This is a genomic window from Mesoterricola sp. JemC181 (assembly GCF_055384585.1).
Map to the genome: position 1 here is coordinate 4,565,213 of NZ_AP045076.1, position 22,634 is coordinate 4,587,846.

Genomic DNA, 22,634 nt, shown 5'->3' on the forward strand with positions numbered 1-22,634 from the left:
CATCGATGACCGTCCTTACCCACCCTGCCGCCCCCATATGCACCCCCGGTTTCCCACAATGCGGCCAGGCCACAGAACCTTGCTGAATAATGATTTTCATTGGCCATGAAATTTTTAACTCATCCTCCACCCTTTGCACCGCCGATCCGGAATTAAGATTTGAAATTCAGTAAAACTCCGCGCGCAGATAAAATTCCATTTACGGAATCCGGCCCTCCGGGCGCCGGAGGAATTGAGCAGGAACAATGTGATTTCCCTCACAGCAATCAGGGCTGTGGTGGCCTAGGGGACACTTTTTTACGCAATCTTTATACCCGAGAAGCCGGTCTTCATATCAACGTCTTTATGTCCTCATCCACTCCGCAGGGAAGGCCCTGCACTTGGGGAGCGCGCCTGCCGCGCCTCCTGGCCGGGCCCTGCCCTGGACCCTCCCCTTACGCGCCATTCCAACCCCTTTTCCCCATCCCTTTCCCAAGGAGGTCACGTGTTACCTCAGATCAACACTGGCAACACAGGATTCATGATCCTTTGCGCCAGCCTCGTCATGCTCATGACCCCGGGCCTGGCGTTCTTCTACGGCGGGCTCTGCGCCCGCAAGAACGTGCTCGGCATCATGATCCAGAGCTTCGTGTCCATGGGCTGGACCACCGTGCTGTGGTTCACCTTCGGCTACTCCATGTGCTTCGGCCCCTCCGTGCACGGGATCATCGGCAACCCCTTCACCCACGCCTTCCTCAAGGGCATCACCCTCCACAGCCTCTACCAGGGCAACGTCGCGCTGGGCATCCCCACCTTCGTCCACGTGGCCTACCAGATGATGTTCGCCATCATCACCCCGGCGCTCATCACCGGCGCCTTCGCGAACCGCGTGACCTTCAAGGCCTACATGTGGTTCCTCACGGCCTGGCTGATCTTCGTGTACTTCCCCTTCTGCCACATGGTCTGGCATCCCGACGGCATCCTGGCCCAGTGGGGCGTCCTGGACTACGCCGGCGGCATCGTCGTGCACAACACCGCGGGCATCGCGGCCCTGGCCTCGGTCCTCTACGTGGGCAAGCGCAAGGTCGTCGACAGCATCCCCCACAGCATCCCCCTCGTGGCGCTGGGCACCGGCCTCCTGTGGTTCGGCTGGTACGGCTTCAACGCCGGCAGCGAGTTCCAGGTGGACTCCGTCACCACCTCGGCCTTCATCAACACCGACGTGGCCGCCTCCTTCGCCGCCGTCACCTGGCTCGTGGTCGAATGGATGAACGCCAAGCAGCCCAAGTTCCTCGGCCTCCTCACGGGCGCCGTCGCGGGCCTGGCCACCATCACCCCCGCCGCGGGCTACGTGTCGCCGGCCACCGCCGCGCTCATCGGCATCCTCTCCGGCGTGATCTGCTACTACGCCGTCGCCCTCAAGAACCGCCTGGGCTGGGACGACGCGCTCGACGTGTGGGGCGTGCACGGCGTGGGCGGCTTCATCGGCATCATCTTCCTGGGGATGTTCGCGGACAAGTCCTGGAACCCCGCCATCGTCACCAACGGCCTGCTCACCGGCGGCGGCACGAGCTTCTTCTTCAAGCAGCTGGCGGCCGTGGCCATCTCCAGCGCCTGGGCCTTCGTGTTCACCTATGGCATGCTCTGGATCATCGACCGCATCACCAAGGTGAAGGTCGAGGACGGCGTCGAGGAGTCCGGCCTGGACATGGGTCTCCACGGCGAAGTGGCCTACACGGACGCGCTCTAGGCTTTGACGAAACGTTGACTCCGGGGCCCCCAGGGGCCCTGGCTGGAATCCAGGGCGGGAGGGCGCGGCGCCGACGCACCCCCGCCCTTCCTTCTCCCCCACCTGGAGCCGTCATGCGCACGCGCATCACCTTTGCCCTCATCGCCTCCCTGGCCCTTGCCGCCCAGACCCCTCCCGCCTCCGCGGGCCCCGTTGTCAAATGGCGGGGCGCCGTGTGGGCCTCCGGCGCGGCCTCGGACCGCCAGACCCCGGACGGCGCCCTCTTCCTGCGCACCGTGGACGCGGGCGGGGGCCAGCTGTCCCTGGACGGCCTGCAGGTGGGCGCGGACGTGACCCTCCCCGACGGCTTCGGCCTGAAGTTCACGATCCTGGGAGGCCAGACCGGGAAGTTCCTGAACGCCATCACCGCCGTCTCGGGCACCACGCCCGCGGAGACCGGGTCCCTGGCCTGGCCCGAGGCCATGGTCACCTGGAGCGGCGGGAACGAGACGCTCAAGTTCGGGCGGATGTACACGGCCATCGGCATGGAGGTCCTGGACGCCACCCTGAACGTGCCCGCCACCCGGGGCATTCTCTTCACGTACGCCATCCCCTGCGCCCAGGTCGGCCTGAACTGGCACCACGCCTTCAGCGGCTCCTGGAGTTCGGACGTGTGGGTCTTCAACGGCGAGGACCGGGTGCAGGACAACAACCGCGGCAAGACCGCGGGTGTGGGCCTCACCTACAATCACGGCGGCGCCGCGGACAGGTTCGCCACCCTCATGGCCTTCTCCGGGGCCGAACAGGACGGCCTGGGCGCCGCGGCCGTCAGGGGCGCCGAAGGCCGCAAGCGCACGCGGGTCTCCTTCGCGGGCCAGTGGGTCTGGGGCGCCACCACCCTCCAGTGGGAGGCCGAGAACGGGCGCGAGGACCTGCCTTCCGGCGACAAGGCCAGCTGGACGGGCTTCGGGGCCATCTGCAAGTACCCGTTCAACGACCGCTGGAGCGCCTACGGCCGCCTGGAGACCCTCCGGGACGACACGGGCATCCGCCTGGGCGCGGACGCCACGGTGGCCAGGGCCATCGCCCTGGACCCCTCGGCCAACCTCACCGCCCACTCCGGCTCCCTGGGCGTGGAACGCCGGTGGCATGCCACCTTCACGCGCCTCGAGGTCCGGCGGGACAGCCTAAACAGGGACGTCAAGGACCGGGACGGGAAGATCTTCCGGGACGCCACCAGCCTCACCTGGAGTCTGGGCACCAGCTTCTGATTGACGATCCGGCAACTTTTCCCCCGCGGACCCCGGCGCTCTCCGACGGTTTCGCGGGGGAAGCCGCGTACGGATTGCCGGAACGGAAAACCGCCGCCTCCGCACCCCAAACCCTTCCCATGGATAAGGTTAGACATTCCCTTGACTCTCGCTAGAATCGGGCAGCCCAATCCAGAACCTACAGCGTGCCAATGCATCCCGAGGCCCCCCGCCTGCGGGAGCAACCAGGGAGTGTGAGCGATGAGCGAGCAGGCCTTCATCCGGGATCTCAGGGAGATCGTAGGCGGATCCAACGTGCTGGCGTCCAGCGTGGACCTCCAGCTCTACCAGTACGACGGCTACCTCGAGGAACATCGCCCCGAGGCGGTGGTCTTCGTGCAGTCCACCGAGGAGGTGGCCAAGGTGGTCCAGTGCTGCAACCGCCACGGCAGGCCCTTCGTGCCCCGGGGCGGGGGCACCAACCTCACCGGCGGCACCATCCCCTTCGGGGGCGGCGCGGTCATCGAGATGATCCGCATGAACCGCCTCCTGGAGATCGACATCCCGAACCTGCGGGCCCGGGTCCAGCCGGGAATGTTCAACCTGGAGCTGGGCAACGCCCTGGCGCCCCTGGGCTACCAGTTCATCCCCGACCCCGCGAGCCAGAAGGCCGCCACCCTGGGCGGCAACGTGGCCGAGAACGCAGGCGGGCCCCACTGCTTCAAGTACGGCGTCACCTCCAACCACGTGCTGGGCCTCACGGTGGTCCTCCCCGACGGCCGCGTGGAGAAGCTGGGCGGCAAGGCCGCGGACATCCCGGGCTTCGACCTCACGGGCCTGTTCGTGGGCAGCGAGGGGACCCTGGGCATCTGCACCGAGGTGCTCGTGAAAGTCGTGCGCCAGACCGAGTCCGTCAAGACGCTCCTGGCCATCTACGACAGCATCGAGGAGGGCAGCGAGACGGTGTCGGCCATCGTGGCCGCGGGCATGGTCCCCGCCACCCTGGAGATGATGGACCAGCTCGTCATCCACGCCGTGGAGGCGTCCCTGCACTGCGGCCTGCCCATGGACTGCGCGACCCTCCTGCTCATCGAGGTGGACGGGCTCCGGGACGACCTCGAGTCGCAGGCCGCGGCCATCAGCGACCTGTGCAGGGCCCACGGCGCCCGTGAAGTGCGGGTGGCCAAGGACGACGCGGAGCGGGCCCTGCTCTGGGCCGGGCGCCGGGGGGCCTTCGGCGCCGTGGCGCGCCTCGCGCCCAGCTTCCTGGTGTGCGACGGCACGGTGCCCCGCACCGCACTGCCCCAGGTGCTGAAGAAGGTCTCGCAGGTGGCCGCCAAGTACGACCTGCGCATCCCCAACGTCTTCCACGCCGGCGACGGCAACCTGCACCCCCTCATCCTCTTCGATTGGCGGGACGCGGACATGAAGGCCCGGGTCCTCAAGGCCGGGATGGAGATCCTGTCCCTCTGCGCGGAGCTGGGCGGAACCATCAGCGGCGAGCACGGCGTGGGCCTCGAGAAGCTGGACGCCATGCGCCTGGTGATGAGCGAGGCCGACATCCAGGCCCAGCGGCGGGTCAAGACGACCTTCGACCCCGCCAACCTGGCCAACCCCGGGAAGATCTTCCCGGCCAAGGAGGTGGCTTGTGAACGCTGAACTGCGCTCCCGGCTCGAATCCATCGTCGGCCCGGGCCTCGTGTACGGCCCCGGCGAACCCGTGGACGGCGTCAGGCCCACCCTCGCCGTGCGCCCCGGCACCCAGGACGAAGTGTCGGCCGTGGTCCGCGCCTGCGCCGGGGCCGGCGCCGCCATGATCCCCCTGGGGGGCGGCACCTCCCTGGGGCTGGGCAACCCGCCGGCCCGGGCCGACGTCCTGGTGCACCTGGACCGCCTGGACCGGGTGGTGGAATGGGATCCCGCCAACCTCTGCATCAGCGCCGAGGCCGGCATGCGCCTTGAGGCCCTCCAGGCCCTGGTCGCCAAGGACCGCACGGTCCTGCCCCTGGACCCGCCGGGCCTGCGCCGCGTCACGCTGGGGGGCCTGGTCGCGGCCAACCCGAGCGGCCCCTGCCGGCTCCAGTACGGCACCGTGCGGGACTGGGTATTGGGCATGCGCGTGGTGCTCCCCGACGGCGAGCGCATCCACTGCGGCGGCCGCGTCATCAAGAACGTCTCGGGCTACGACATGAACAAGCTCTTCATCCGCAGCCTGGGCTGCCTGGGGATCATCACCGAGGTGACCTTCAAGCTCCTGCCCATGCCCGCGCGCCGCGCGGCCGTCATCGGCCGCTTCCCCGACGCCGCCACCGCCTGGGCGGTGGTGGGCCGGACCCTGGCCTCCTTCCTCCTGCCCGAGGCCCTGGAATTCCTGAATGTCGAGGCCGCCCAGCTCCTCGGGGGTCCCCCGGGCACCTGCGTCCTGGCGGTCTCCCTGTCGGGCAGCTCCGAGACGGTGGACCGGCAGGTGCGGGACTTCACCGGCTTCTTCCAGGATGGCGGCGGCACCGCCGACGTCCTGCAGGAGGCCGCGGCCTCGCGGGCCTGGGAAGGCATCCGGGACCTGCTCGAGGGCGCCTACGACCCCATCCTCTGCCGCATCGCCGTGCCCCTTTCCGCCACCCCGGCCCTGGTGGCCGCGGCGGAGGGGATGGCCCGGGAGGCCGGGCTGAAAGCGGTGGTCACGGCCCATGCGGCCACCGGTGTCCTCCGCGTCCTGCTGGCCCCCGGCGCCGACCCGCATCCGGGCGAGGCCCTGATGGTCCTGGAGGGCCTGCGCAGGGAGGCGGAGGCTGCGGAAGGCAGCCTGGTCCTGGAGGCGGCCCCCCGGTCCCTGAAGGCCCGGTTCGACGCCTGGGGAACCCCCCCGGGGGGAGTGGACATGATGAAGAGGCTCAAGACTGAATTCGACCCCCTGGGGATCTGCAACCCCGGGCGCTTCGTGGCCGGGATCTGACATGGCGACCCCCGAACTCCTCCCCCTCTACGACACCATCGCGCAGTGCAACCGGTGCGGCTTCTGCCAGGCCGGCTGCCCCGTGTTCCGCACCACCGGTTCCGAGCACTCCCTGGGCCGCGGCCGCCAGGCGATCGGCAGGGCCCTGATCCTGGGGAACATGGAACTGACCCCCGACGTGGCGGCGGCCCTCGAGGACTGCCTCCTGTGCCGCGGCTGCACGGCCCACTGCTTCCCGGCCATCAGGACCGACGAGACCGTGCTGGCCATCCGCCACGCCTACATCAAGCGCCACGGCCAGCCCGCGTGGCAGCGCTTCCTGTTCCGCGAGATCCTGGCCGACAACAAGCGCCTGGAGAGCGCCGGGCGCCTGGCGCTGTGGGCCAAGCGGCACGGCCTGGTGAAAGTGGTCGAAAGGTCCGGGGCCCTGCGTCTCGTGGACCGCCGCTTCCAGGTGACCGAGGCCATGCTGCCCCCCATGGACGCCAGGGCCTTCCTGCGGGGCGACCAGGAGCGGGTGCCCAGGCCCGCCGAGGTCAGGCACCGCATCGGCTACTTCGCCTCCTGCGGCCTCTCCTTCGAGTTCCCGGAGGTCGTCGGCGCCACCCTGCGGGTCCTGGCCCGCAACGGCTGCGCCACCACCATCATGGACAACACCTGCTGCGGCCGCCCCGCCCACGCCTACGGGGACCTGGACGCCGCGCGCGACATCGCCCGCAAGAACGTCGACCACATGGCGGAGGAGGCCGAGGGCCTGGAGGCCATCGTCTCCGACTGCGGCAGCTGCAGCACCCACCTCAAGGAGTACGGCCACCTGCTCAAGGACGACCCCGTCTACAGCGCCAGGGCCGCGGCCCTCTCGGCCAAGGTGCGGAGCTTCAGCGAGTATCTGGCCTCCATCGGCCTGGAGGGGGAGCTGGGCGCCGTGACCGGAACCGTCACGTACCACGATCCCTGCCACCTCTCCAACCGCTTCGCCAGGATCACCGCCCAGCCCCGCAAGCTCCTCAAGTCCGTCCCGGGCGTGACCTTCAAGGAGCTGCCCGAGGCCGACTGGTGCTGCGGCGCCGCCGGAAGCTACACCTTCCTCCACCACGAGGAGGCCACCGGCGTCCTGGACCGGAAGATGGGCAACGTCGCGAAGACGGGCGCCCAGACGCTGGCCACCGAGTGCCCCGCCTGCATGATGCACCTGGGCTACGGCGCCCGGCGCAAGGGCCTGGAGGTGCGGGTGCGCCACGTCAGCCAGATCCTCGACGAGGCCTACGCCGCGGCCGATTGACCTGGACAGACCGGCAGACCGGCCACACGCATGAATCCGCCCGGTTGCGGTCCGGGTGGTCTGTGCACATCTATGGTTTGGCCGGAACCTGTATGGTTGACCAATTTGGTTGTGATAGATTCACTTCGCCCGCCGGGCTTCGGCGAGAGGAGCGCCTGTGGCGAAAACCGAGACGGTCCCCGATCTTCAAAGCCTTTCCCGGGAGCAGAGAATCGGTCTCTTCCGCACCATCTACGCCTCCAGGCGCATCGATGACCGGGAGATCACGGGAAAGCGCCAGAACAAGGTCTACTTCCAGATCAACGGGGCGGGCCACGAGGCCCTGCAGGCCGCCGCCGCCCTCTGCCTGAAGCCCGGCAGGGACTGGTTCTTCCTCTACTACCGGGACCGGGCCCTGTCCTACGGCCTGGGCGTGTCGGCCCGGGACATGTTCCTGGGCTCCGTGGGCTCCAGGCTGGATCCCGCCACCGGGGGCCGCATGATGCCCGGCCACTGGTCCGACCATAAGCTTAACATTTTCACTACTTCAAGCCCGACGGGCACCCAGTTCCTCCAGGCCGTGGGCGCCGCCGAGGCCATCCTCCGGGCCGGGCGCGAGGACCTCCAGGACCGCCTGGGCATGACCGAAGGCGAGGTGGTGCTCGTCACCAGCGGCGACGGCACCGTGGCCGAGGGCGAGTTCTGGGAGTCCGTCAACAGCGCCGTGAACCTCAAGGTCCCCCTGGTCTACCTCATCGAGGACAACGGCTACGCCATCTCCGTCCCCACCGAGGTGCAGTACCCCGGCGCCAACGTGGCCGCGCTCCTCAAGGGCTGGGAGGCCCAGGGACTTATGGTCGTCGACAACGTCGACGGCTGCGACCCCGTGGCCAGCTACGAGGCGGTGCGCACGGCCGTGGCCCACGCCCGGGCCCGCAAGGGCCCCGCCCTGGTGCGCGCGCGGGTGGTGCGGCCCTACTCCCACTCCCTCTCGGACGACGAACAGCTCTACAAGACCCCCGCCCAGCGCGCCGACGAGGCCCGGCGGGACCCGGTGACCACCTACCCGGAGCGCCTCCTGCGGGAGGGCCTCCTCACCCCGGGGGAGCTGGCGAGCCTCAAGGCCGAGGTGCAGGACGAGGTGGACCGGGCCTGGGCCGAGGCCGCGGACGCGCCGCCGCCCGAAAGCGGCTCCTACGCCCGCCACCTCTACAGCGAGGAGGTCGACCCCACGTCGGCGGCCTTCGACCGGGAGGCCCAGGCCGGGGACCAGGGCACCGGCGCCAAGACCATGATCGACCTCATCAACATCACCCTGAAGCAGGAGATGGCCGCCAACCCCCTGATTCTCGCCTTCGGGGAGGACGTGGCGGACGCCAGCCGCCCCGAGATCCTGGACGAGCTCAAGGGCAAGGGCGGCGTCTTCAAGGCCACCCATGGCCTGCAGCGCATCTTCGGGGAGAACCGGGTCTTCAACTCCCCCCTGGCCGAGGCCACCATCGTGGGCCGCGCCATCGGCCTGGCCGCCCGCGGCTTCAAGCCCGTGGTGGAGATCCAGTTCATGGACTACATCTGGCCCGCCATGCAGCAGATCCGGGACGAGCTGGCCACCATCCGCTGGCGCAGCGACAACCACTTCAAGGCCCCCGTGGTCATCCGGGTGCCCATCGGCGGCTACCTCATGGGCGGCTCCGTCTACCACAGCCAGTGCGCGGAGAGCTCCTTCACCCACATTCCGGGCCTGCGCGTGGTGTACCCCAGCCGGGCGCTGGACGCAGCGGGCCTGCTGCGAACCGCCATGCGCTGCGACGACCCGGTCCTCTTCCTGGAACCCAAGCACCTCTACCGGCAGACCCACAACAAGGGCAACGACCCCGGCCCCGACTTCATGATCCCGTTCGGCAAGGCCCGCACCGTGCGCGAGGGCACCGACCTCTCGGTCATCACCTACGGCAGCACCGTGTACCGGGCCGTACAGGCCGCCCGCCAGGCAGAGGCCGAAGGCCTTTCCGTCGAGATCATCGACCTGCGCACCCTGAACCCCTACGACTGGGACGCCATCGCCGCCACCGTGAAGAAGACCCGCCGGGTCCTGGTGGCCCACGAGGACACGCTCCAATGGGGCTATGGCGCCGAACTGGCCGCCCGCATCGCGGACGAGCTCTTCTTCGAACTGGACGCGCCGGTGCGCAGACTGGCCGCCAAGGACACCTGGGTGGCCTACCACCCCAGCCTGGAGGACGAGATCCTGCCCCAGGCCAGCCATTTCCTCGAAGCGTACCGGAGTCTGGCTAAGATCTAGGGATGCATTCATCCCAAGCCGCTTCGAGGCGCCCATGAACATCCTGGCGCTGGTTCTCCTCAGCCTGGCGGGCGTGGCCTGCCGGGCGGACGGGCCGGTCCTCTTCCGGGCCGGCGTGCGCTCCATCGCCTTGGCGCCCGACGGAGCGACGGTCTACTTCCCCGAGGCGCATTCCTTCCTGCGCATCTCCCGGCTGGAGGACGGCGCCTGGAGCGCCCCGGAGACCCTCCCCTTCTCGCGGGACTTCGAGCAGGGCGATCCCTTCTTCTCGCCCGACGGGACCCAGCTGTTCTTCTGGTCAAACCGGCCCCGGACCGGAGAGGCCGCGGGGCCCAACGACCTCTGGGTGTCCAGGCGCGGCCTCGGGGGCTGGGGGGAACCCCGGTGCCTGGACATCACGATCCAGGGGAAGCACGGAGGGTTCGCCTTCCCGTCGGTGACGGCGGCCGGCGACCTCTACTTCACCGCCCGCAGGGGCTCCCTGGGGGGGCGGGACATCTTCCGCGCCCGGCGGGATGGGGACGGCTTCGCGACCCCCGAGAACCTCGGCCCTCCGGTCAACACGGCCGCGGACGAATTCGACGCGGCCGTCTCCGCGGACGGCAACCGGCTCGTCTTCGCCCGGGGCCTGGACGGGCCCGGGTGCGCGCTCTACCTCACCCAGTTCGCCGGCGGGGCCTGGGGCGCGCCCCGGAAACTGGGACCCGGCGTGAATGCGGGCCTGGGGGCGTACTGCCCCGCCTGGTCTCCGGATGGCCGGTGGTTCTACTTCACCAGCAACGGCGGGAAGGACCGGGAGCCCGGCATCTACCGCATCGCCACGGAGGCCCTGGACGCGCCCGGGGGCAAGGCGATCCCCTTCGCCCCGGGCGGAATCGCCCGTCCCAACGCGTTCGGGGTCACGTTCAGCCCGGACGGGAAGACCGCGTGCTTCGCCGAGGCCCACCGCCTCATCATGGAATCCCGGCTGGTGGCCGGGGCCTGGACCCGCCCGGAACCCGCGTCCTTCGCCAGGGAAGGCTACCACATGGCCGTGACCCTTGCCCCGGACGGCTCGACCCTCTACTACGTGTCCATCCAGGCGGCCCCGGGCAGGGCCCTGCGCAGCGTGTCCGACGCAGCCCTGCTGGCGGTGCGCAAAGGCCCGGAGGGGTGGGGCAGGCCGGAATGGCTCGGCAACCTCCTGGACGACAGCCTCGAATCCTTCATCGATTCCCCGTCCGTCACGGCCGACGGGACCCTTTATTTCACGGGCAGCAAGGGCAACCTCGCGCCGAATTCCCTGGTGTACGCCGCGAAGCCCTCCGGGAAGGGGTTCGCCCCGGGCATCCCGCTGGCCACCTTGAACCTGCCGGACCAGGACCAGGCGGAACTGGCCGTCAGCCCCGACGGCAACACCCTGGTCTTCTCCAGCAACCGCCCGGGAGGAGAGGGAGGGAGCGATCTCTACCTCAGCCGCCATTCCGCGGACGGATCCTGGTCAAACCCAAGGAATCTCGGCCCCGGCATCAACACCAAGGGCACCGAAGCCAGCCCGGTGCTAGGGCCGGACGGGCGCACCCTCTACTTCTTCAGCACCCGCGACGGGAAGCCGGGGATCTACCGGACCCTGCTGCCCTAGCGGCGGGTCTTCTCCAGCGTGTTGTTGTGCTTGAAGGACCCGATCAGGAGGTTGGCGTCCTCCTCCACCTGCCCCGTGTCCAGCGCCTCGCTGCCGTTCCAGAACTTCTTGTTCAGGTAGTTGACCTGGTACCCGGCCAGCTCCGGGAAGCTCCGCAGCACCGCGAAGACCAGGTGCACCAGGGGGTCGCTGGTGGCGTTCTGGATGGCCGTGGCCTTGTTCAGCAGCAGGTTGTTCTCGTACCGGTTCAGCATCCGGGAGTAGAAGAGGACCTTGCCGTTGACGGTGATGTGCGAGCCGTCCGTGGCGATGGTGATGACCTTGCCGGCGGAGGTGACGTCGAACTTGAACTCGGCGCCCCGCTTGAAGGCGGTCATGAGGCTCTGGAACTTGGGGTGCTTGATGTAGGAGATCCCGTAGTCGATCTTCTTGGGGGCCAGCTTCAGCTCGCCTTCGGTGGGGCCGTACATCATGTGGTTGTAGCGCATGGCCTCCAGGCGCTCCTCGGGCGTCTGGCGCTTTTCCTTTTCCTTCTTGGGAGCCTTGGGTGCTGCGGTCATCGTGTTCCTTTGCTCAGTGGTGGGCGGGGGCCGGGGCGCCGGGGGCGGGGGCGTAGTCGACCTTGCGCCCGAAGACCAGCCAGAGCCCGAACAGGACCTCGATGGCCACGCCGAAGCCCCTCAGGAGCCCCAGGGAGCCCTGGAACCATTCGTAGGGGTGGCTGAGGATCCCGGCGAGGATCATGGCGGCGCCGTAGGTGACCAGGAAGCCGCCCCAGCGGGCTGCCCAGGAGGGACCCGGACGCACTTCGGAGGGGAGGGCCTCCCGGGGCTCCGACAGCTCGCCCAGGAGCTGGGTGCCCTGGAAGAGCAGGATGGCCGCCAAAACGTACAGGGAGATGTAGAACAGCATCACGTGCTCCTCATTCCTTACAGAAATAGCATGGAACGGGCCCTCCCGGAGAAAGTCCTTGACCCAATCAATCGATTGATTAAGATGAAGAGAGCTTGATCATCCGTTTGATTAAGCCTTTCCGAGGTCCCGATGACCCACCCCGAAACCGAACAGTCCTCCCGGATCCGCCTTCTGGAAGCCGCCATCCTGTGCTTCGCGGAGAAGGGCTTCGACGCAACGGGCATCCGGGAGATCGCCCGCCGCGCCCAGGCCAACTCGGCCCTGGTCCAGTACCATTTCGGCGGCAAGACCGGCCTCTACGCCGAGGCCCTGCGCCACATCTTCAATTCCCGTCCCGTGATGCCGCCCCTGCCCCCGGCCGACACCGAAGGGCCCGAGGCCAGGCGCCTGGCCATCCTGGCGGTGGGGGAGATGATCGAGTCGCTCATGAACGAGCTCATGGCCTGCTCCGGCGGCACGGAACTGGACCAGGCCAGCCTCCTGCTGGTGACCCGGGAGCTGCAGTCGCCCCGCCAGGACGTGGCCGACCTGATCCTGGAGCACCTGCGGCCCACCACGGAGCACCTCATGGCCTGCATCCGGATCCTCCGCCCGGACCTGGAGCGGCTCCGGGCCCTGGAGTACCTGAACAGCATCTTCGGCCAGGTGGTCCACCTCCACAACAACCTCAAGCTGATCCGCCTGGTCCGGGGGGAGCCCGACTACCCCCGGGACCTCAAGGCCGTCGCCCGCCACATCACCGAATTCAGCCTCCGGGGCCTCGCCATCCCCGAAGCGTTCCCAGGAGCATGACCATGGTGTTCTTCCCCCCCGCGGCCGAAGTGGCCCAGCTTCCCCCCACCCCGCCCCAGGCGCCCCCCCTGGCCTTCGACCTGGGCGGGGCCCTGGCCCGCGCCCGCACCGAGAACCCCATGCTGCAGGCCTCCAAGGCCCGCGTGGAGGAGCGGCGCGGCCTCATCACCAGCACCCGCGCCGACGCCCTGCCCCAGGTTTCGCTCAACGGCGACTTCACCCGGGTGCGCGACGTGTCCCTGCTCAACAGCAACCTGGGCAGCGTGGTCGGGGCCTTCGGAATGGAGCCCTCCAGCCTCGTGTCGCCCACCACGCTCTACACCACCTCGGCCACCGTCTCCCAGCCCCTCTTCTACTGGGGCAAGCTGGGCACGGCGGTGAAGATCGCGAAGATGGGCGAGAAGGAGGCCGCCTTCGCCTACACCACCGCCGAGCTGGACACCCTCCACGGGGTGGCCAAGGCCTACATCGGGGTGCTGGCGGCCCAGGCCGAGCTGGAGGTGGTGCAGACCCGCCTTCGGACCGCCGAGCAGTTCCTCAGCGACGTGAAGGCCAAGCTGGACGCCCAGAGCGCCACGGAGCTGGACCGCCTCCGGGCCGAGAGCGAGTACCTGGGCGTGGTGCCCGAGAACCTCCAGGCCGAGGCCGCCTACAAGCGCGCCATGGAGCTCCTCAACGGCCAGCTGGGGCTGGATCCCCGGACCCCCCTGAAGCTGACCGACCCGGGGGTGCCCGACACGAGCCTGTCGATCACCGCCGCCGAGCGCAGCGAGATCTCCCAGTTCAAGACCCAGGAGGCGATGTACCGCGCCAACGACCAGATCATCAAGTCCGACCTTCGGCCCAAGTTCGACTTCAACGCCTCGTACGGCTACCAGGCCAACCGGACCCCCAACCTCTTCAAGGAGCCCTACGACACCTGGCGCGTGAACGTCACCATGAAGTTCCCGGTCTTCGACGGCCTGCGCTCCTCCGGCAAGCGCGCCCAGAACCGCGCCCAGCTCGAGCAGGTCTCCCAGGCCCGCATCGACAAGGAGCGCGCCATCGCGGTGGAGCGCAGCAGCGCCGAGCGCGAGATGCAGAAGGCCCTGGCCTTCCACGACGCGGCCCGGTCGGCCTACAAGGCCGCCCTGGAGGCCCTGCGCAACAGCCGGGAATCCTACGACCAGGGCCTGATCACGTCCCTGGACCTCCTCCAGGCCGAGCGCGCCGAACGCCAGCAGGAGAGCCAGCGCCGCCGCGCCCAGCTGGGCGTGTGGACCGCGCTCTTCGACTACCGCCGCTCCTGCGGCCTCCCTCCCCTTTGATCGTCCCGGACCCCACGAGGTAACCCATGAGCTTCCCCAAAACCATCGTCTACGCGGCCCTTCCCGCCGTCCTCATCGCCGGGACCATCAGCGTCCACCAGTACCGCAAGCACGCGGAGATCGTCCGCCAGCGCGGAACGAAGCTGGAGGGCTTCGTACCCGTCACCCTCGCCCCCGTGGAGAACCACGCCTTCCGCGGCGCCATCGCCTTCACCGGCACCCTCCTGGCCGTGAACCGCGCCGAGCTCAAGGCCGAGGTCTCCGGCCGGGTGACCCGCGTCATCGTCCAGGAGGGCGACCGCGTCGCCGCCGGCGCCGTGCTCTCCGCCCAGGACGAGGACGACCTCCTCCTGTCGGTGCAGGCCGCCGAGGCCCAGCTGGCCCAGGCCCAGGCCCAGGCCCAGCAGGCCAGGCGCGACAACGAGCGCGCCCAGAGCCTCCTGGAGAAGCGCAGCGTCACCCGCCAGTCCGCGCAGCAGGCCGAGACCAACTTCAACGCGGCCATGGCCATGGTCCGCGCCGCCGAAAGCAACCTGGGCCTGGCCAAGAGCCGCCTGCGGAAGTCCCGCATCACCTCACCCTTCGCCGGGGAAGTGGCCCAGCGCCTCATCCAGCCCGGCGAGATGCTCACCCCCGGCCAGACGGCCTTCACCGTGGTGGACAACCGCAAGCTCGAGATCCAGGCGGACCTTCCCGCCGAGGCCGTGGCCGCGGTCAAGCAGGGCATGAAGGCCTCCTTCCGCATCGCCGGCTTCGACCAGCCCTTCGAGGCCACCCTCACCCAGGTGAGCGGCTCGGTCATGCAGGACGGCCGGACCCTGCGGGTGCGCATGGAGGTGCCCAACACCGACGGCCGCCTCAAGAGCGGCCTCTTCGCCGAGGGCGTGATCCTGGGCGAAGGCGAGACCCTGCGCCCGGCCCTGCCCAGCGCCATCCTGACCGCCGTGGGCCGCGATGCCGACGTCTTCGTGAACGAGAACGGCGTCGCCCGGCGCAAGCGGGTGCTCGTCGGCCCCGACCAGGGCGGCTGGCGCTCCGTGGACGGCCTCCCCGTGGGCAGCAAGGTGGTGGCCCAGGGCCGCGACCTGGTGGCCGACGGCACCCGCCTGCAGTTCGAAACCGAAAAGGGGAAGTGAGCCATGTTCCTTTCCGATCTGTCCATCAAGAGGCCCGTACTGACCACCTGCGTGATGCTCGCGCTGGTGGTCCTGGGCCTGTTCTCCATCAAGGGCCTGGGCCTCGACAGCTTTCCCAAGGTCGACATGCCGGTGGTCACCATCAGCGTCATCTACCCCGGCGCCAGCCCCGATGCCGTCGAGCAGGACGTCATCAAGAAGATCGAGGAGGCCGTCAACCCCATCGAGAAGGTGCGCGAGATCAGCTCCACCAGCCAGGACGGCCTGGGCACGGTCACCATCGAGTTCGAGATCGAGCGCGACGTGGACAAGGCCCTGGACGACGTGCGCAGCAAGGTGGGCCAGATCCGGCGCAACCTGCCCGACACCATCAAGGAACCCATCATCCAGAAGTTCGACCCCGCCCAGCTCCCCGTGCTCAGCCTCATCGTCAAGCCCGACGACAAGCACAAGGGCATGAACAACCGCGAGGTCACCCGCATCGCCGACGAGTTCCTCAAGCGCCGCCTGGAGAACATCCCCGGCGTGGGCAAGGCCGAGGTGGTCGGCGGCTCCACCCGCAACATCCTGGTGCAGGTGGACCCCCAGAAGCTCGAGTCCCTGGGCCTCACCCTGCCCCAGGTGATGAGCGCCCTGGGCCAGGACACCATGGCCATCCCCAGCGGCAACCTGCTCACCGAGACCCGCGAGATCAGCGTGCGGGTCGACGCCAAGGCCCGGCGCGTGGAGGACTTCAACAACGTCATCGTCGGCAACCAGAAGGGCCGGCCCATCGAGCTCCGCGAAGTGGCGACCCTGGTGGACGGCATCAAGGAGAAGCGCAGCCTGGCGCGCATGGACGGCACGGACGCCGTGGCCCTGGAGATCCAGAAGCAGATCGGGGGCAACACCGTCTCGATGGTCCGCAGCGTCGACGCCGCGGTCAAGCGCCTGCAGCCCGACCTGGCCAAGATGGGCGTCACGACCGTCAAGGCCAAGGACAACTCCAAGTTCATCAACGACTCCGTCGACGACGTGGTGCTCTCCATCGTCCTGGGCGGCATCCTCACCGTCATCATCGTCTTCTACTTCCTCAAGAGCTGGCGCTCCACCATCATCACCAGCCTCACCCTGCCCGTGTCGGTCATCAGCACCTTCACCATCATGAAGGCCCTGGACTTCACCCTGAACACCATGACCCTCATGGCCATCTCGCTGGCCATCGGCATCCTCATCGACGACGCCATCGTGGTGCGGGAGAACATCACCCGCCACGCCGAGATGGGCAAGGACCACATCACCGCCGCCCGCGAAGGCACCGCGGAGATCGGCCCGGCCGTCATCGCCACCACCCTCTCGATCCTGGCCGTGTTCATCCCCGTGGCCTTCATGGGCGGCATCGTCGGGCGCTTCTTCTTCTCCTTCGGCATCACGGTGGCCTTCGCCGTGGCCGTCTCGCTCTTCGTGAGCTTCACCCTGGACCCCATGCTCAGCGCCGTGTGGCCCGATCCCGAGCACGAGAAGGGCTACCAGGAGTCCCACCACGGCCACCGCCGCTTCATCATGAAGACCGTCGACTGGTTCAACGACAAGCTGGACGGCTGGGAGGCGTGGTACCGCAGCGCCATCACCTGGGCCATGGACCACCGCTGGACGGTGCTCGGGATCGGCTTCGGGAGCCTGGTGCTGGCCTTCCTGCTCATGCCCCTCCTGGGCGGGGACTTCATGCCGGACTACGACCGCGGCGACTTCCAGGTGGGCTTCAAGGTGGAGTCCGGGGCGAGCCTCGAGGCCGCCAAGCGCAAGGCCGCCCAGCTCGAGCACCTCATCGCCACGAAGCCCGACGGCACCGAGAACAGGGAGATCGAGCACGTCTACACCACCATCGGCACCGGGCTCAACGGGAGCATCACGGAGGGCTCCATCTACGTGAAGCTCTCCGAGGGCCACCGCCGGGACATGATGTACATCCGCCGGGAGCTCCGGGACCGCTTCCGGGCCGTGCCCGGGGTGGAGACCGACATCTCCGCCGTATCCGACTTCGGCGACAGCAAGCCCATCGCCCTGGCCGTCATGTCCCCGGACCGCAGGTCCATGGAGCAGGCCGAACCCATCGTGCGGGAGCTGCTCAAGGGCGTGGATGGCGTCGTGGACGTCTCCAGCAGCAAGGACAGGGGCAAGCCCGAGCTGCGCCTGGCCGTGGACCGCAGGCGGGCCTCGGACCTGGGGGTCTCCCCCATGGCCGTGGCGAACCTCGTGCGGCCCCTGGTGGACGGCGTGGACGTGGCCAAGTTCGAGGATCCCGGCACCGGCGAGCAGTACGACGTCACCGTGCGCCTCTCCGACATCAACCGGTCCCGCGGCGACCTGCTGGAGGCCATGAGCGTGGGCTCCACCAAGAAGGACAAGGCCGGCAACAACCTGCAGGTCAAGCTCAGCAACGTGGCCCGCTTCGAGGAGACCACGGCCCCCGCCAGGCTCCAGCGCCGCGCCCTGCAGTCCCAGATCCTCATCTCCACCAACAAGGAGGGCCGTTCCCTCAACGAAGTGGTGGCCGACGCCAACCTCAAGCTGTCCTACCTGAAGCTGGCGCGCAAGCTCCCCGAGGGCGTGGAGGTGGCCTTCACCGGCTCCGCCCGCAACAACAAGGAGACCGCCGGCTACATGGGGACCGCCATGCTCATGGCCGTGGCCTTCATCTACTTCGTCCTGGCCAGCCAGTTCGAGAGCTTCAAGCTCCCCATCACCATCATGCTGAGCCTCCCGCTGTCCATGGTGGGCCTGGTCATGATGCTGCTCATCACGGGCGACGCCCAGAGCATGATGACGAGCATCGGCCTCATCCTCCTCATGGGCCTGGTCACCAAGAACGCCATCCTCCTGGTGGACCGCGCCCTGCAGAACATGCGGGAGGGCGGGATGAGCCGGCGGGACGCCCTCATCGAGGCGGGCACCACCCGGTTGCGACCCATCCTCATGACCACCTTCGCCATGGTGGGAGGCATGCTGCCGCTCTTCCTGGCCATCGGCGCCGGCGCCCAGATGCGCGCCCCCATGGCCCGCGCCGTGGTCGGCGGCATCATCACCTCCACGATGCTCACCCTCATCGTGATCCCGGTGTTCTTCGACCTGCTGGACGCGTTCACGTGGAAGAAGGCCTGGGGCAAACTCAGGGACCGCCTCCCGCGGTAGGACGGAGAAAGGGCCCGGTTCGCCGGGCCCTTCCTCTTCAGGGACTGGATCAGGCTTCGATGCGCGTCCCCAGCACCTTCAGGAACTTCGCGATCCAGTCCGGATGGGCGGGCCAGGCGGGGGCGGTGACGAGGTTGCCGTCCACGTGGGCCTTGTCCACGGGGATGTCCACGAAGACCCCGCGGGCTTCGGTCACTTCGGGGCCCACGGCGGGGTACGCCGAGCAGGGCCGGCCTTCCAGGACGCCGGCCGCGGCCAGTATCTGGGGCCCGTGGCAGATGGCGGCGATGGGCTTGCCGGCCTTGGCCATGGCCCGCACCAGGTCCAGGACCTTGGGATTCAGGCGCAGATACTCGGGGGCGCGGCCGCCGGGGATGACCAGGGCGTCGTAGTCCTCGGCCCGGGTCTCGGCGAAGGCGGCGTTCAGGGTGAAGCGGTGGCCGGGCTTCTCGGAGTAGGTCTGGTCCCCCTCGAAGTCGTGGATGGCGGTGCGCACGAAGTCGCCGGCCTTCTTGTCCGGGCACACGGCGTGGACGGTGTGGCCGACCATGAGGAGCATCTGGAAAGGGACCATCACTTCGTAGTCCTCGACGAAATCGCCGACGAGCATCAGGATCTTCTTCGCTGCCATGGGAGCCTCCGGGGTGGGGTGGGGGATAGCTGCCGAATTCTAGCTCCGCTTGGGTAAAATCCGCCATGAAAAAGGCCGGCTCCAGGGAGCCGGCCTCTGGGGTGCCAGGCCGCGCTAGGGCAGCACGGTGAAGGTGTCGGTGCTCGCGGCCGCGGTTCCGAAGGCCGTGAAGGTCACGACGCCCGTGGTGGCCCCGGCGGGAACGGTGGCCGTGATGGTGTTGGGGCCGACCACGATGAAGCTGGCGTTCGGACCGCTGCCGAAGACCAGGGTGGAATTGCCCGAGGAGGTGGGGTCGGAGAAGCCGGTCCCGGTGATGGTGATGGTGGCGCCGACCTTGCCGCTGAGGGCGGACAGGGAGGTGATGGAGGGATTCACGGTGAACAGGGAGGGGGAGGAGTCCGATCCCAGCGCATTGGTGACGGAGATGAAGCCCGCGGCGGCGGCGGCGGGCACCTTCACGGTGAGGGTGGTGTCGCTGGCCACGGTGAAGTCCGGCGCGTCCGCGCCGCCCACGGTCACCTTGGTGACCCCGGTGAACCCGGTGCCGGTGAGGGTCACCGTCTCGCCGACGGCGGCCTTCTGGGGGGCGATGCCCGTCACGGCGGGCTTGTTGACGGCGTCGGGCACGAAGGTGAAGTTCGAGGAGCTCGAGCAGGTCAGGCCGTTGGTGGCCACGGTGATGACCCCGGTGGCCGAGCCCGCCTTCACGTTGGCCTTGATCGTGTTCGAGTCGATGACGATGAAGCTGGAGGCCACGGCGTTGCCGAAGGTGACCTGGGTGGCGCCCGAGAACCCGGTCCCGGTGAGGGTGACCAGGGTGCCGGAGGGCCCGGTGGCGGGGGTGAAGGCGGAGAGGGTCGGGGTCACCAGGAAGCGCGCCGCCGAGGTGGCCGTCCCCAGGACGCCGGTGAGCTGGATGAAGCCCGAGGCCGCGGCCGAAGGCACCTGGACGCTCATCACCGTGTCGCTGTTGACGGAGAAGTAGGAGCTGATCCCGCCGATGGTGGCGCCGGAGACGCCCGTGAAGCCCGATCCCGCGAGGACCACGTAGTCCCCGGTCCCGGCCTGGCTGGGCGCGAAGGAGGTGAGCACGGGAGCCTCGACGCCGCCCCCGGAATAGGTGAAGGTGGGCGAGGTGGCGGTGAGCTGGACGCCGGCGGTGTTCGTGGTGACGGTGATGGGGCCGGTGCTGGAACCCAGGGGCACCACCGCCTGGAGCTGGGTGGAGCTGTTGACGTAGAAGTTGGCTGCGGGCCCCGTGCCGAATTTGACGATCTGGGCCCCGGTGAAGCCGGTGCCCGTGAGGGTCACGGTGGTTCCCGGGGAGCCGCTGGTGGGGCTGATGGCGGTGACGGTGGGGATGACGTTGAAGTTGGAGGTGCTCCCGCCGCTGCCCAGGGAGTTCACCACGGCGATGACGCCCGACATGGCCTGGTCGGGCACCGTCACGGTCATGGAGGTGTTGCTGTGCCGCTTCCAGTCCGCCGTGGCGCCGCCGACGCTCACGGTCGTGGTCCCGTCGAAGCCCGAGCCGGTCAGCTCGATGGCGGAGCCGGTGAGGCCCTGCGAGGGCGTGAAGGAGGTGATGACGGGGATCGACGAGGCTGCGGGGTTACTACTCTTGTGGCACCCCACCGCCCCCACGAGGCAAGCGACCGTCACCATCGACCAGCAGTTTCGTCCGACCATTTCCGTGTTCCTTGCGCAAAGGAGACCACTCCAGGGCGGGGAGAAGCCTGGAATGTGCTGAAAAAATTGACAACCCCAAGGAAGGTTAGCTGTTCGACCCGAGGGGGGTCAAGGGTCCATGGGCTCGGCCAGGAGCCGGAGGAAATCCTCCCCGTACGTCTCCAGCTTTTTGGGCCCAACTCCACTGATAGCCATCATTTCCTGCGGGGTGAGCGGCTTGAAACGGGCCATCTGGTGGAGGGTCGCGTCGCTGAAAACGATATACGCGGGGAGGTTCCTGCGGTCCGCGATCTGCTTGCGCAAAGCCTTGAGTTTCAAGAATAAAACCGCATCTCCCCCCCCTTCTTCCGGGGCGGAGGCCGCGGGCGGAGGAAACTGAAAATTTCCCTTGGGAACCTTTGCCTTCTTGCCCGCACGGGAGCCGCCGAACGCCGCCGCCAGCGGGATTTCGCCCAGCACGTCCCGCCCCGTGCAGGCGTCGCAGGAGCACCCGCATGCCTCGATGCGCTCGCCGAAGTGCCCGACCAGCGCGCGGTGGCGGCACGACCGGATCTCCGCGAAATCGTACATGGCGCGGATCTGCTTGCGCTGCACCTGCGCCACCGCGGGGTCGAGACCGTCCAGGAAGCGCTCCAGGCTCATGACGTCCGCCCAGGAGTAGAACAGCACGCAGTCGGCGTCCGCGCCGTCGCGTCCGGCGCGGCCGATCTCCTGGTAGTAGCCTTCCAGGCTCTTGGGCAGGTCCCGGTGGATGATGTAGCGGATGTTGCTCTTGTCGATGCCCATGCCGAAGGCGATGGTCGCGGTGACCACGTCCACGTCGTCGCGCCGGAAGGCCTCCTGGGCGGCCTCCCGCGCCTGCGGGTCGAGGCCCGCGTGGTAGGCCAGGGCCCGCACGCCGCGGCTGCGCAGGTACTCGGCGGTGGACTCGGTGGACTTGCGCGACAGGCAGTAGATGATCCCGCTCTGCCCCGGCCGGGCCCGCACCAGGTCGAAGATGGCCTCCCGCACCTCGGGGGCGTCCCCGCCCTTCTTCACGGCATGGAGCCGCAGGTTGGGCCGGAAGAAGGAGCCCAGGTAGTCCAGGGGCGCGTTCATGCCCAGCTGGGCGATGATGTCCCGGCGCACCTCCGTGGTGGCCGTGGCCGTGAGGGCCAGCACCGGCAGGTGCCCGAAGCGCGCCTTGAGCCCCGCCAGGTTCCGGTAGGCGGGGCGGAAGTCGTGGCCCCAGTGGCTGATGCAGTGGGCCTCATCCACCGCGATGAGGCGCAGGTCCAAGCGGTCTAGCAAGGGGCCGACGCTCTGCTCGATGCCCTCCGGCGCCGCGTACACCAGCTCGTACTCGCCGCGGTGCAGTTGCCGGATGCGCTCCAGGCGCTCGCCGGATTCCAGGGAGGAATTGAGGAACGTGGCCCGGAGCCCCGCGTCCACGAGGGCGTCCACCTGGTCCTTCATGAGCGCGATCAGCGGCGAGATGACCAGGGTCGTGCCGCCCAGGAGCCTCGCCGGCAGCTGGTAGGTGAGGGACTTCCCCGCCCCCGTGGGCATCACCGCCAGGCAGTCCCGCCCGGCCATGACCGCGCGGATGACCTCCTCCTGCCCCGGACGGAAGGTGTCGAAGCCGAAGACCGACTTGAGCCGGGCCTTGAGATCCGGTTCCCCCTTGAGCGCCTCGGCGATCTCCTTGAGGGTGCCGATGGAGCGCGGGTCGAAGGCCCCCGGCTCGGCCCGGTAGCGGTCCCTCAGGGCCCCCAGGGACTGCCGGCACGCGTCCCGTTCCCCGGATTCGAACAGGAGGCGAAGCGTCTGGATATCTTTTTCAAGGGGCATGGACCACCGGGCAGGACTCCATTGTCAGGCCTGGAGCCCCGGATGCCAAATGCCGGTCCCAT

Annotated in this window: 16 protein-coding genes; 11 read left to right on the forward strand and 5 right to left on the reverse strand. The window is 68.7% G+C overall.

Annotated features, from left to right (window positions below; all coding sequences use genetic code 11):
* Positions 1-520: 520 nt before the first annotated feature.
* The 7 genes from ACZ5MC_RS20020 to ACZ5MC_RS20050 all read left to right on the forward strand — a co-directional run bounded on the left by ACZ5MC_RS20020 (position 521) and on the right by ACZ5MC_RS20050 (position 11,098).
* Entirely contained in the window at positions 521-1,729 is a 1,209-nt protein-coding gene (locus ACZ5MC_RS20020; protein WP_306602257.1) for an ammonium transporter, read from the forward strand.
* A 113-nt stretch (positions 1,730-1,842) separates the two neighbouring features.
* On the forward strand, positions 1,843-2,979 hold the full coding sequence (locus tag ACZ5MC_RS20025) for an outer membrane beta-barrel protein (RefSeq protein ID WP_464516615.1): 1,137 nt from the start codon (positions 1,843-1,845) through the stop codon (positions 2,977-2,979).
* Positions 2,980-3,219: 240 nt separating this feature from the next.
* The gene (locus tag ACZ5MC_RS20030; RefSeq protein ID WP_306602259.1) at positions 3,220-4,617 is read left to right on the forward strand and encodes an FAD-linked oxidase C-terminal domain-containing protein; all 1,398 of its coding nucleotides are present in this window, start codon (positions 3,220-3,222) and stop codon (positions 4,615-4,617) included.
* Positions 4,607-5,914 (forward strand): FAD-binding oxidoreductase, encoded by a 1,308-nt coding sequence (locus ACZ5MC_RS20035; RefSeq protein WP_464516616.1) that lies wholly within the window; start codon positions 4,607-4,609, stop codon positions 5,912-5,914. The genes ACZ5MC_RS20030 and ACZ5MC_RS20035 overlap by 11 nt, the downstream gene beginning before the upstream one ends.
* A gap of 1 nt (position 5,915) precedes the next feature.
* Positions 5,916-7,196, forward strand: a complete 1,281-nt coding sequence (locus ACZ5MC_RS20040; protein WP_464516617.1) for a (Fe-S)-binding protein — start codon at positions 5,916-5,918, stop codon at positions 7,194-7,196.
* 157 nt (positions 7,197-7,353) lie between these two features.
* Positions 7,354-9,477 (forward strand): alpha-ketoacid dehydrogenase subunit alpha/beta, encoded by a 2,124-nt coding sequence (locus ACZ5MC_RS20045; RefSeq protein WP_464516618.1) that lies wholly within the window; start codon positions 7,354-7,356, stop codon positions 9,475-9,477.
* A 34-nt stretch (positions 9,478-9,511) separates the two neighbouring features.
* On the forward strand, positions 9,512-11,098 hold the full coding sequence (locus ACZ5MC_RS20050; RefSeq protein WP_464516619.1) for a hypothetical protein: 1,587 nt from the start codon (positions 9,512-9,514) through the stop codon (positions 11,096-11,098).
* Here the strand turns inward: ACZ5MC_RS20050 and ACZ5MC_RS20055 are convergent.
* Positions 11,095-11,658: a hypothetical protein gene (locus ACZ5MC_RS20055; RefSeq protein WP_306602264.1), complete on the reverse strand. Its 564-nt coding sequence runs from the start codon at positions 11,656-11,658 to the stop codon at positions 11,095-11,097. The genes ACZ5MC_RS20050 and ACZ5MC_RS20055 overlap by 4 nt on opposite strands.
* A 13-nt stretch (positions 11,659-11,671) precedes the next feature.
* A complete protein-coding gene (locus ACZ5MC_RS20060; RefSeq protein WP_306602265.1) occupies positions 11,672-12,010 on the reverse strand; it encodes a hypothetical protein in 339 nt (112 codons plus the stop codon).
* Positions 12,011-12,142: 132 nt separating this feature from the next.
* Between ACZ5MC_RS20060 and ACZ5MC_RS20065 the strand changes: the two genes are divergently transcribed.
* Genes ACZ5MC_RS20065 through ACZ5MC_RS20080 form a run of 4 tightly spaced genes read left to right on the forward strand, consistent with a single transcriptional unit; the run spans position 12,143 to position 18,419 of the window.
* Positions 12,143-12,805 (forward strand): CerR family C-terminal domain-containing protein, encoded by a 663-nt coding sequence (locus ACZ5MC_RS20065; protein ID WP_464516620.1) that lies wholly within the window; start codon positions 12,143-12,145, stop codon positions 12,803-12,805.
* Positions 12,806-12,807: 2 nt separating this feature from the next.
* Complete coding sequence (locus tag ACZ5MC_RS20070; RefSeq protein WP_306602267.1) at positions 12,808-14,112, forward strand: TolC family protein; 1,305 nt, start codon at positions 12,808-12,810, stop codon at positions 14,110-14,112.
* A gap of 26 nt (positions 14,113-14,138) precedes the next feature.
* Positions 14,139-15,248, forward strand: coding sequence for an efflux RND transporter periplasmic adaptor subunit (locus ACZ5MC_RS20075; protein WP_306602268.1), 1,110 nt, complete (start codon positions 14,139-14,141; stop codon positions 15,246-15,248).
* Between the two features lie 3 nt (positions 15,249-15,251).
* Positions 15,252-18,419 carry an efflux RND transporter permease subunit gene (locus ACZ5MC_RS20080; RefSeq protein WP_464516621.1) on the forward strand — a complete coding sequence of 1,056 codons (3,168 nt, stop codon included), beginning with the start codon at positions 15,252-15,254 and terminating at the stop codon, positions 18,417-18,419.
* A gap of 49 nt (positions 18,420-18,468) precedes the next feature.
* Here the strand turns inward: ACZ5MC_RS20080 and ACZ5MC_RS20085 are convergent, their stop codons facing one another.
* The 3 genes from ACZ5MC_RS20085 to ACZ5MC_RS20095 form a co-directional block, all read right to left on the reverse strand.
* Positions 18,469-19,050, reverse strand: coding sequence for a DJ-1/PfpI family protein (locus ACZ5MC_RS20085; protein WP_306602270.1), 582 nt, complete (start codon positions 19,048-19,050; stop codon positions 18,469-18,471).
* A 114-nt stretch (positions 19,051-19,164) separates the two neighbouring features.
* Positions 19,165-20,742, reverse strand: coding sequence for an IPT/TIG domain-containing protein (locus tag ACZ5MC_RS20090; protein ID WP_464516622.1), 1,578 nt, complete (start codon positions 20,740-20,742; stop codon positions 19,165-19,167).
* Positions 20,743-20,850: 108 nt separating this feature from the next.
* On the reverse strand, positions 20,851-22,572 hold the full coding sequence (locus tag ACZ5MC_RS20095; RefSeq protein WP_306602272.1) for a RecQ family ATP-dependent DNA helicase: 1,722 nt from the start codon (positions 22,570-22,572) through the stop codon (positions 20,851-20,853).
* Between the last annotated feature and the right edge of the window lie 62 nt (positions 22,573-22,634).

Excerpts from the sequence above, each read along its gene's own strand:
- ACZ5MC_RS20085 (WP_306602270.1), bottom strand. The coding sequence starts at position 19,050 with ATGGCAGCGAAGAAGATCCTGATGCTCGTCGGCGATTTCGTCGAGGAC.
- ACZ5MC_RS20065 (WP_464516620.1), top strand. The coding sequence starts at position 12,143 with ATGACCCACCCCGAAACCGAACAGTCCTCCCGGATCCGCCTTCTGGAA.
- ACZ5MC_RS20080 (WP_464516621.1), top strand. The coding sequence starts at position 15,252 with ATGTTCCTTTCCGATCTGTCCATCAAGAGGCCCGTACTGACCACCTGC.
- ACZ5MC_RS20095 (WP_306602272.1), bottom strand. The coding sequence starts at position 22,572 with ATGCCCCTTGAAAAAGATATCCAGACGCTTCGCCTCCTGTTCGAATCC.
- ACZ5MC_RS20075 (WP_306602268.1), top strand. The coding sequence starts at position 14,139 with ATGAGCTTCCCCAAAACCATCGTCTACGCGGCCCTTCCCGCCGTCCTC.
- ACZ5MC_RS20060 (WP_306602265.1), bottom strand. The coding sequence starts at position 12,010 with ATGCTGTTCTACATCTCCCTGTACGTTTTGGCGGCCATCCTGCTCTTC.
- ACZ5MC_RS20050 (WP_464516619.1), top strand. The coding sequence starts at position 9,512 with ATGAACATCCTGGCGCTGGTTCTCCTCAGCCTGGCGGGCGTGGCCTGC.
- ACZ5MC_RS20070 (WP_306602267.1), top strand. The coding sequence starts at position 12,808 with ATGGTGTTCTTCCCCCCCGCGGCCGAAGTGGCCCAGCTTCCCCCCACC.
- ACZ5MC_RS20090 (WP_464516622.1), bottom strand. The coding sequence starts at position 20,742 with ATGGTCGGACGAAACTGCTGGTCGATGGTGACGGTCGCTTGCCTCGTG.
- ACZ5MC_RS20055 (WP_306602264.1), bottom strand. The coding sequence starts at position 11,658 with ATGACCGCAGCACCCAAGGCTCCCAAGAAGGAAAAGGAAAAGCGCCAG.
- ACZ5MC_RS20030 (WP_306602259.1), top strand. The coding sequence starts at position 3,220 with ATGAGCGAGCAGGCCTTCATCCGGGATCTCAGGGAGATCGTAGGCGGA.
- ACZ5MC_RS20020 (WP_306602257.1), top strand. The coding sequence starts at position 521 with ATGATCCTTTGCGCCAGCCTCGTCATGCTCATGACCCCGGGCCTGGCG.
- ACZ5MC_RS20025 (WP_464516615.1), top strand. The coding sequence starts at position 1,843 with ATGCGCACGCGCATCACCTTTGCCCTCATCGCCTCCCTGGCCCTTGCC.
- ACZ5MC_RS20040 (WP_464516617.1), top strand. The coding sequence starts at position 5,916 with ATGGCGACCCCCGAACTCCTCCCCCTCTACGACACCATCGCGCAGTGC.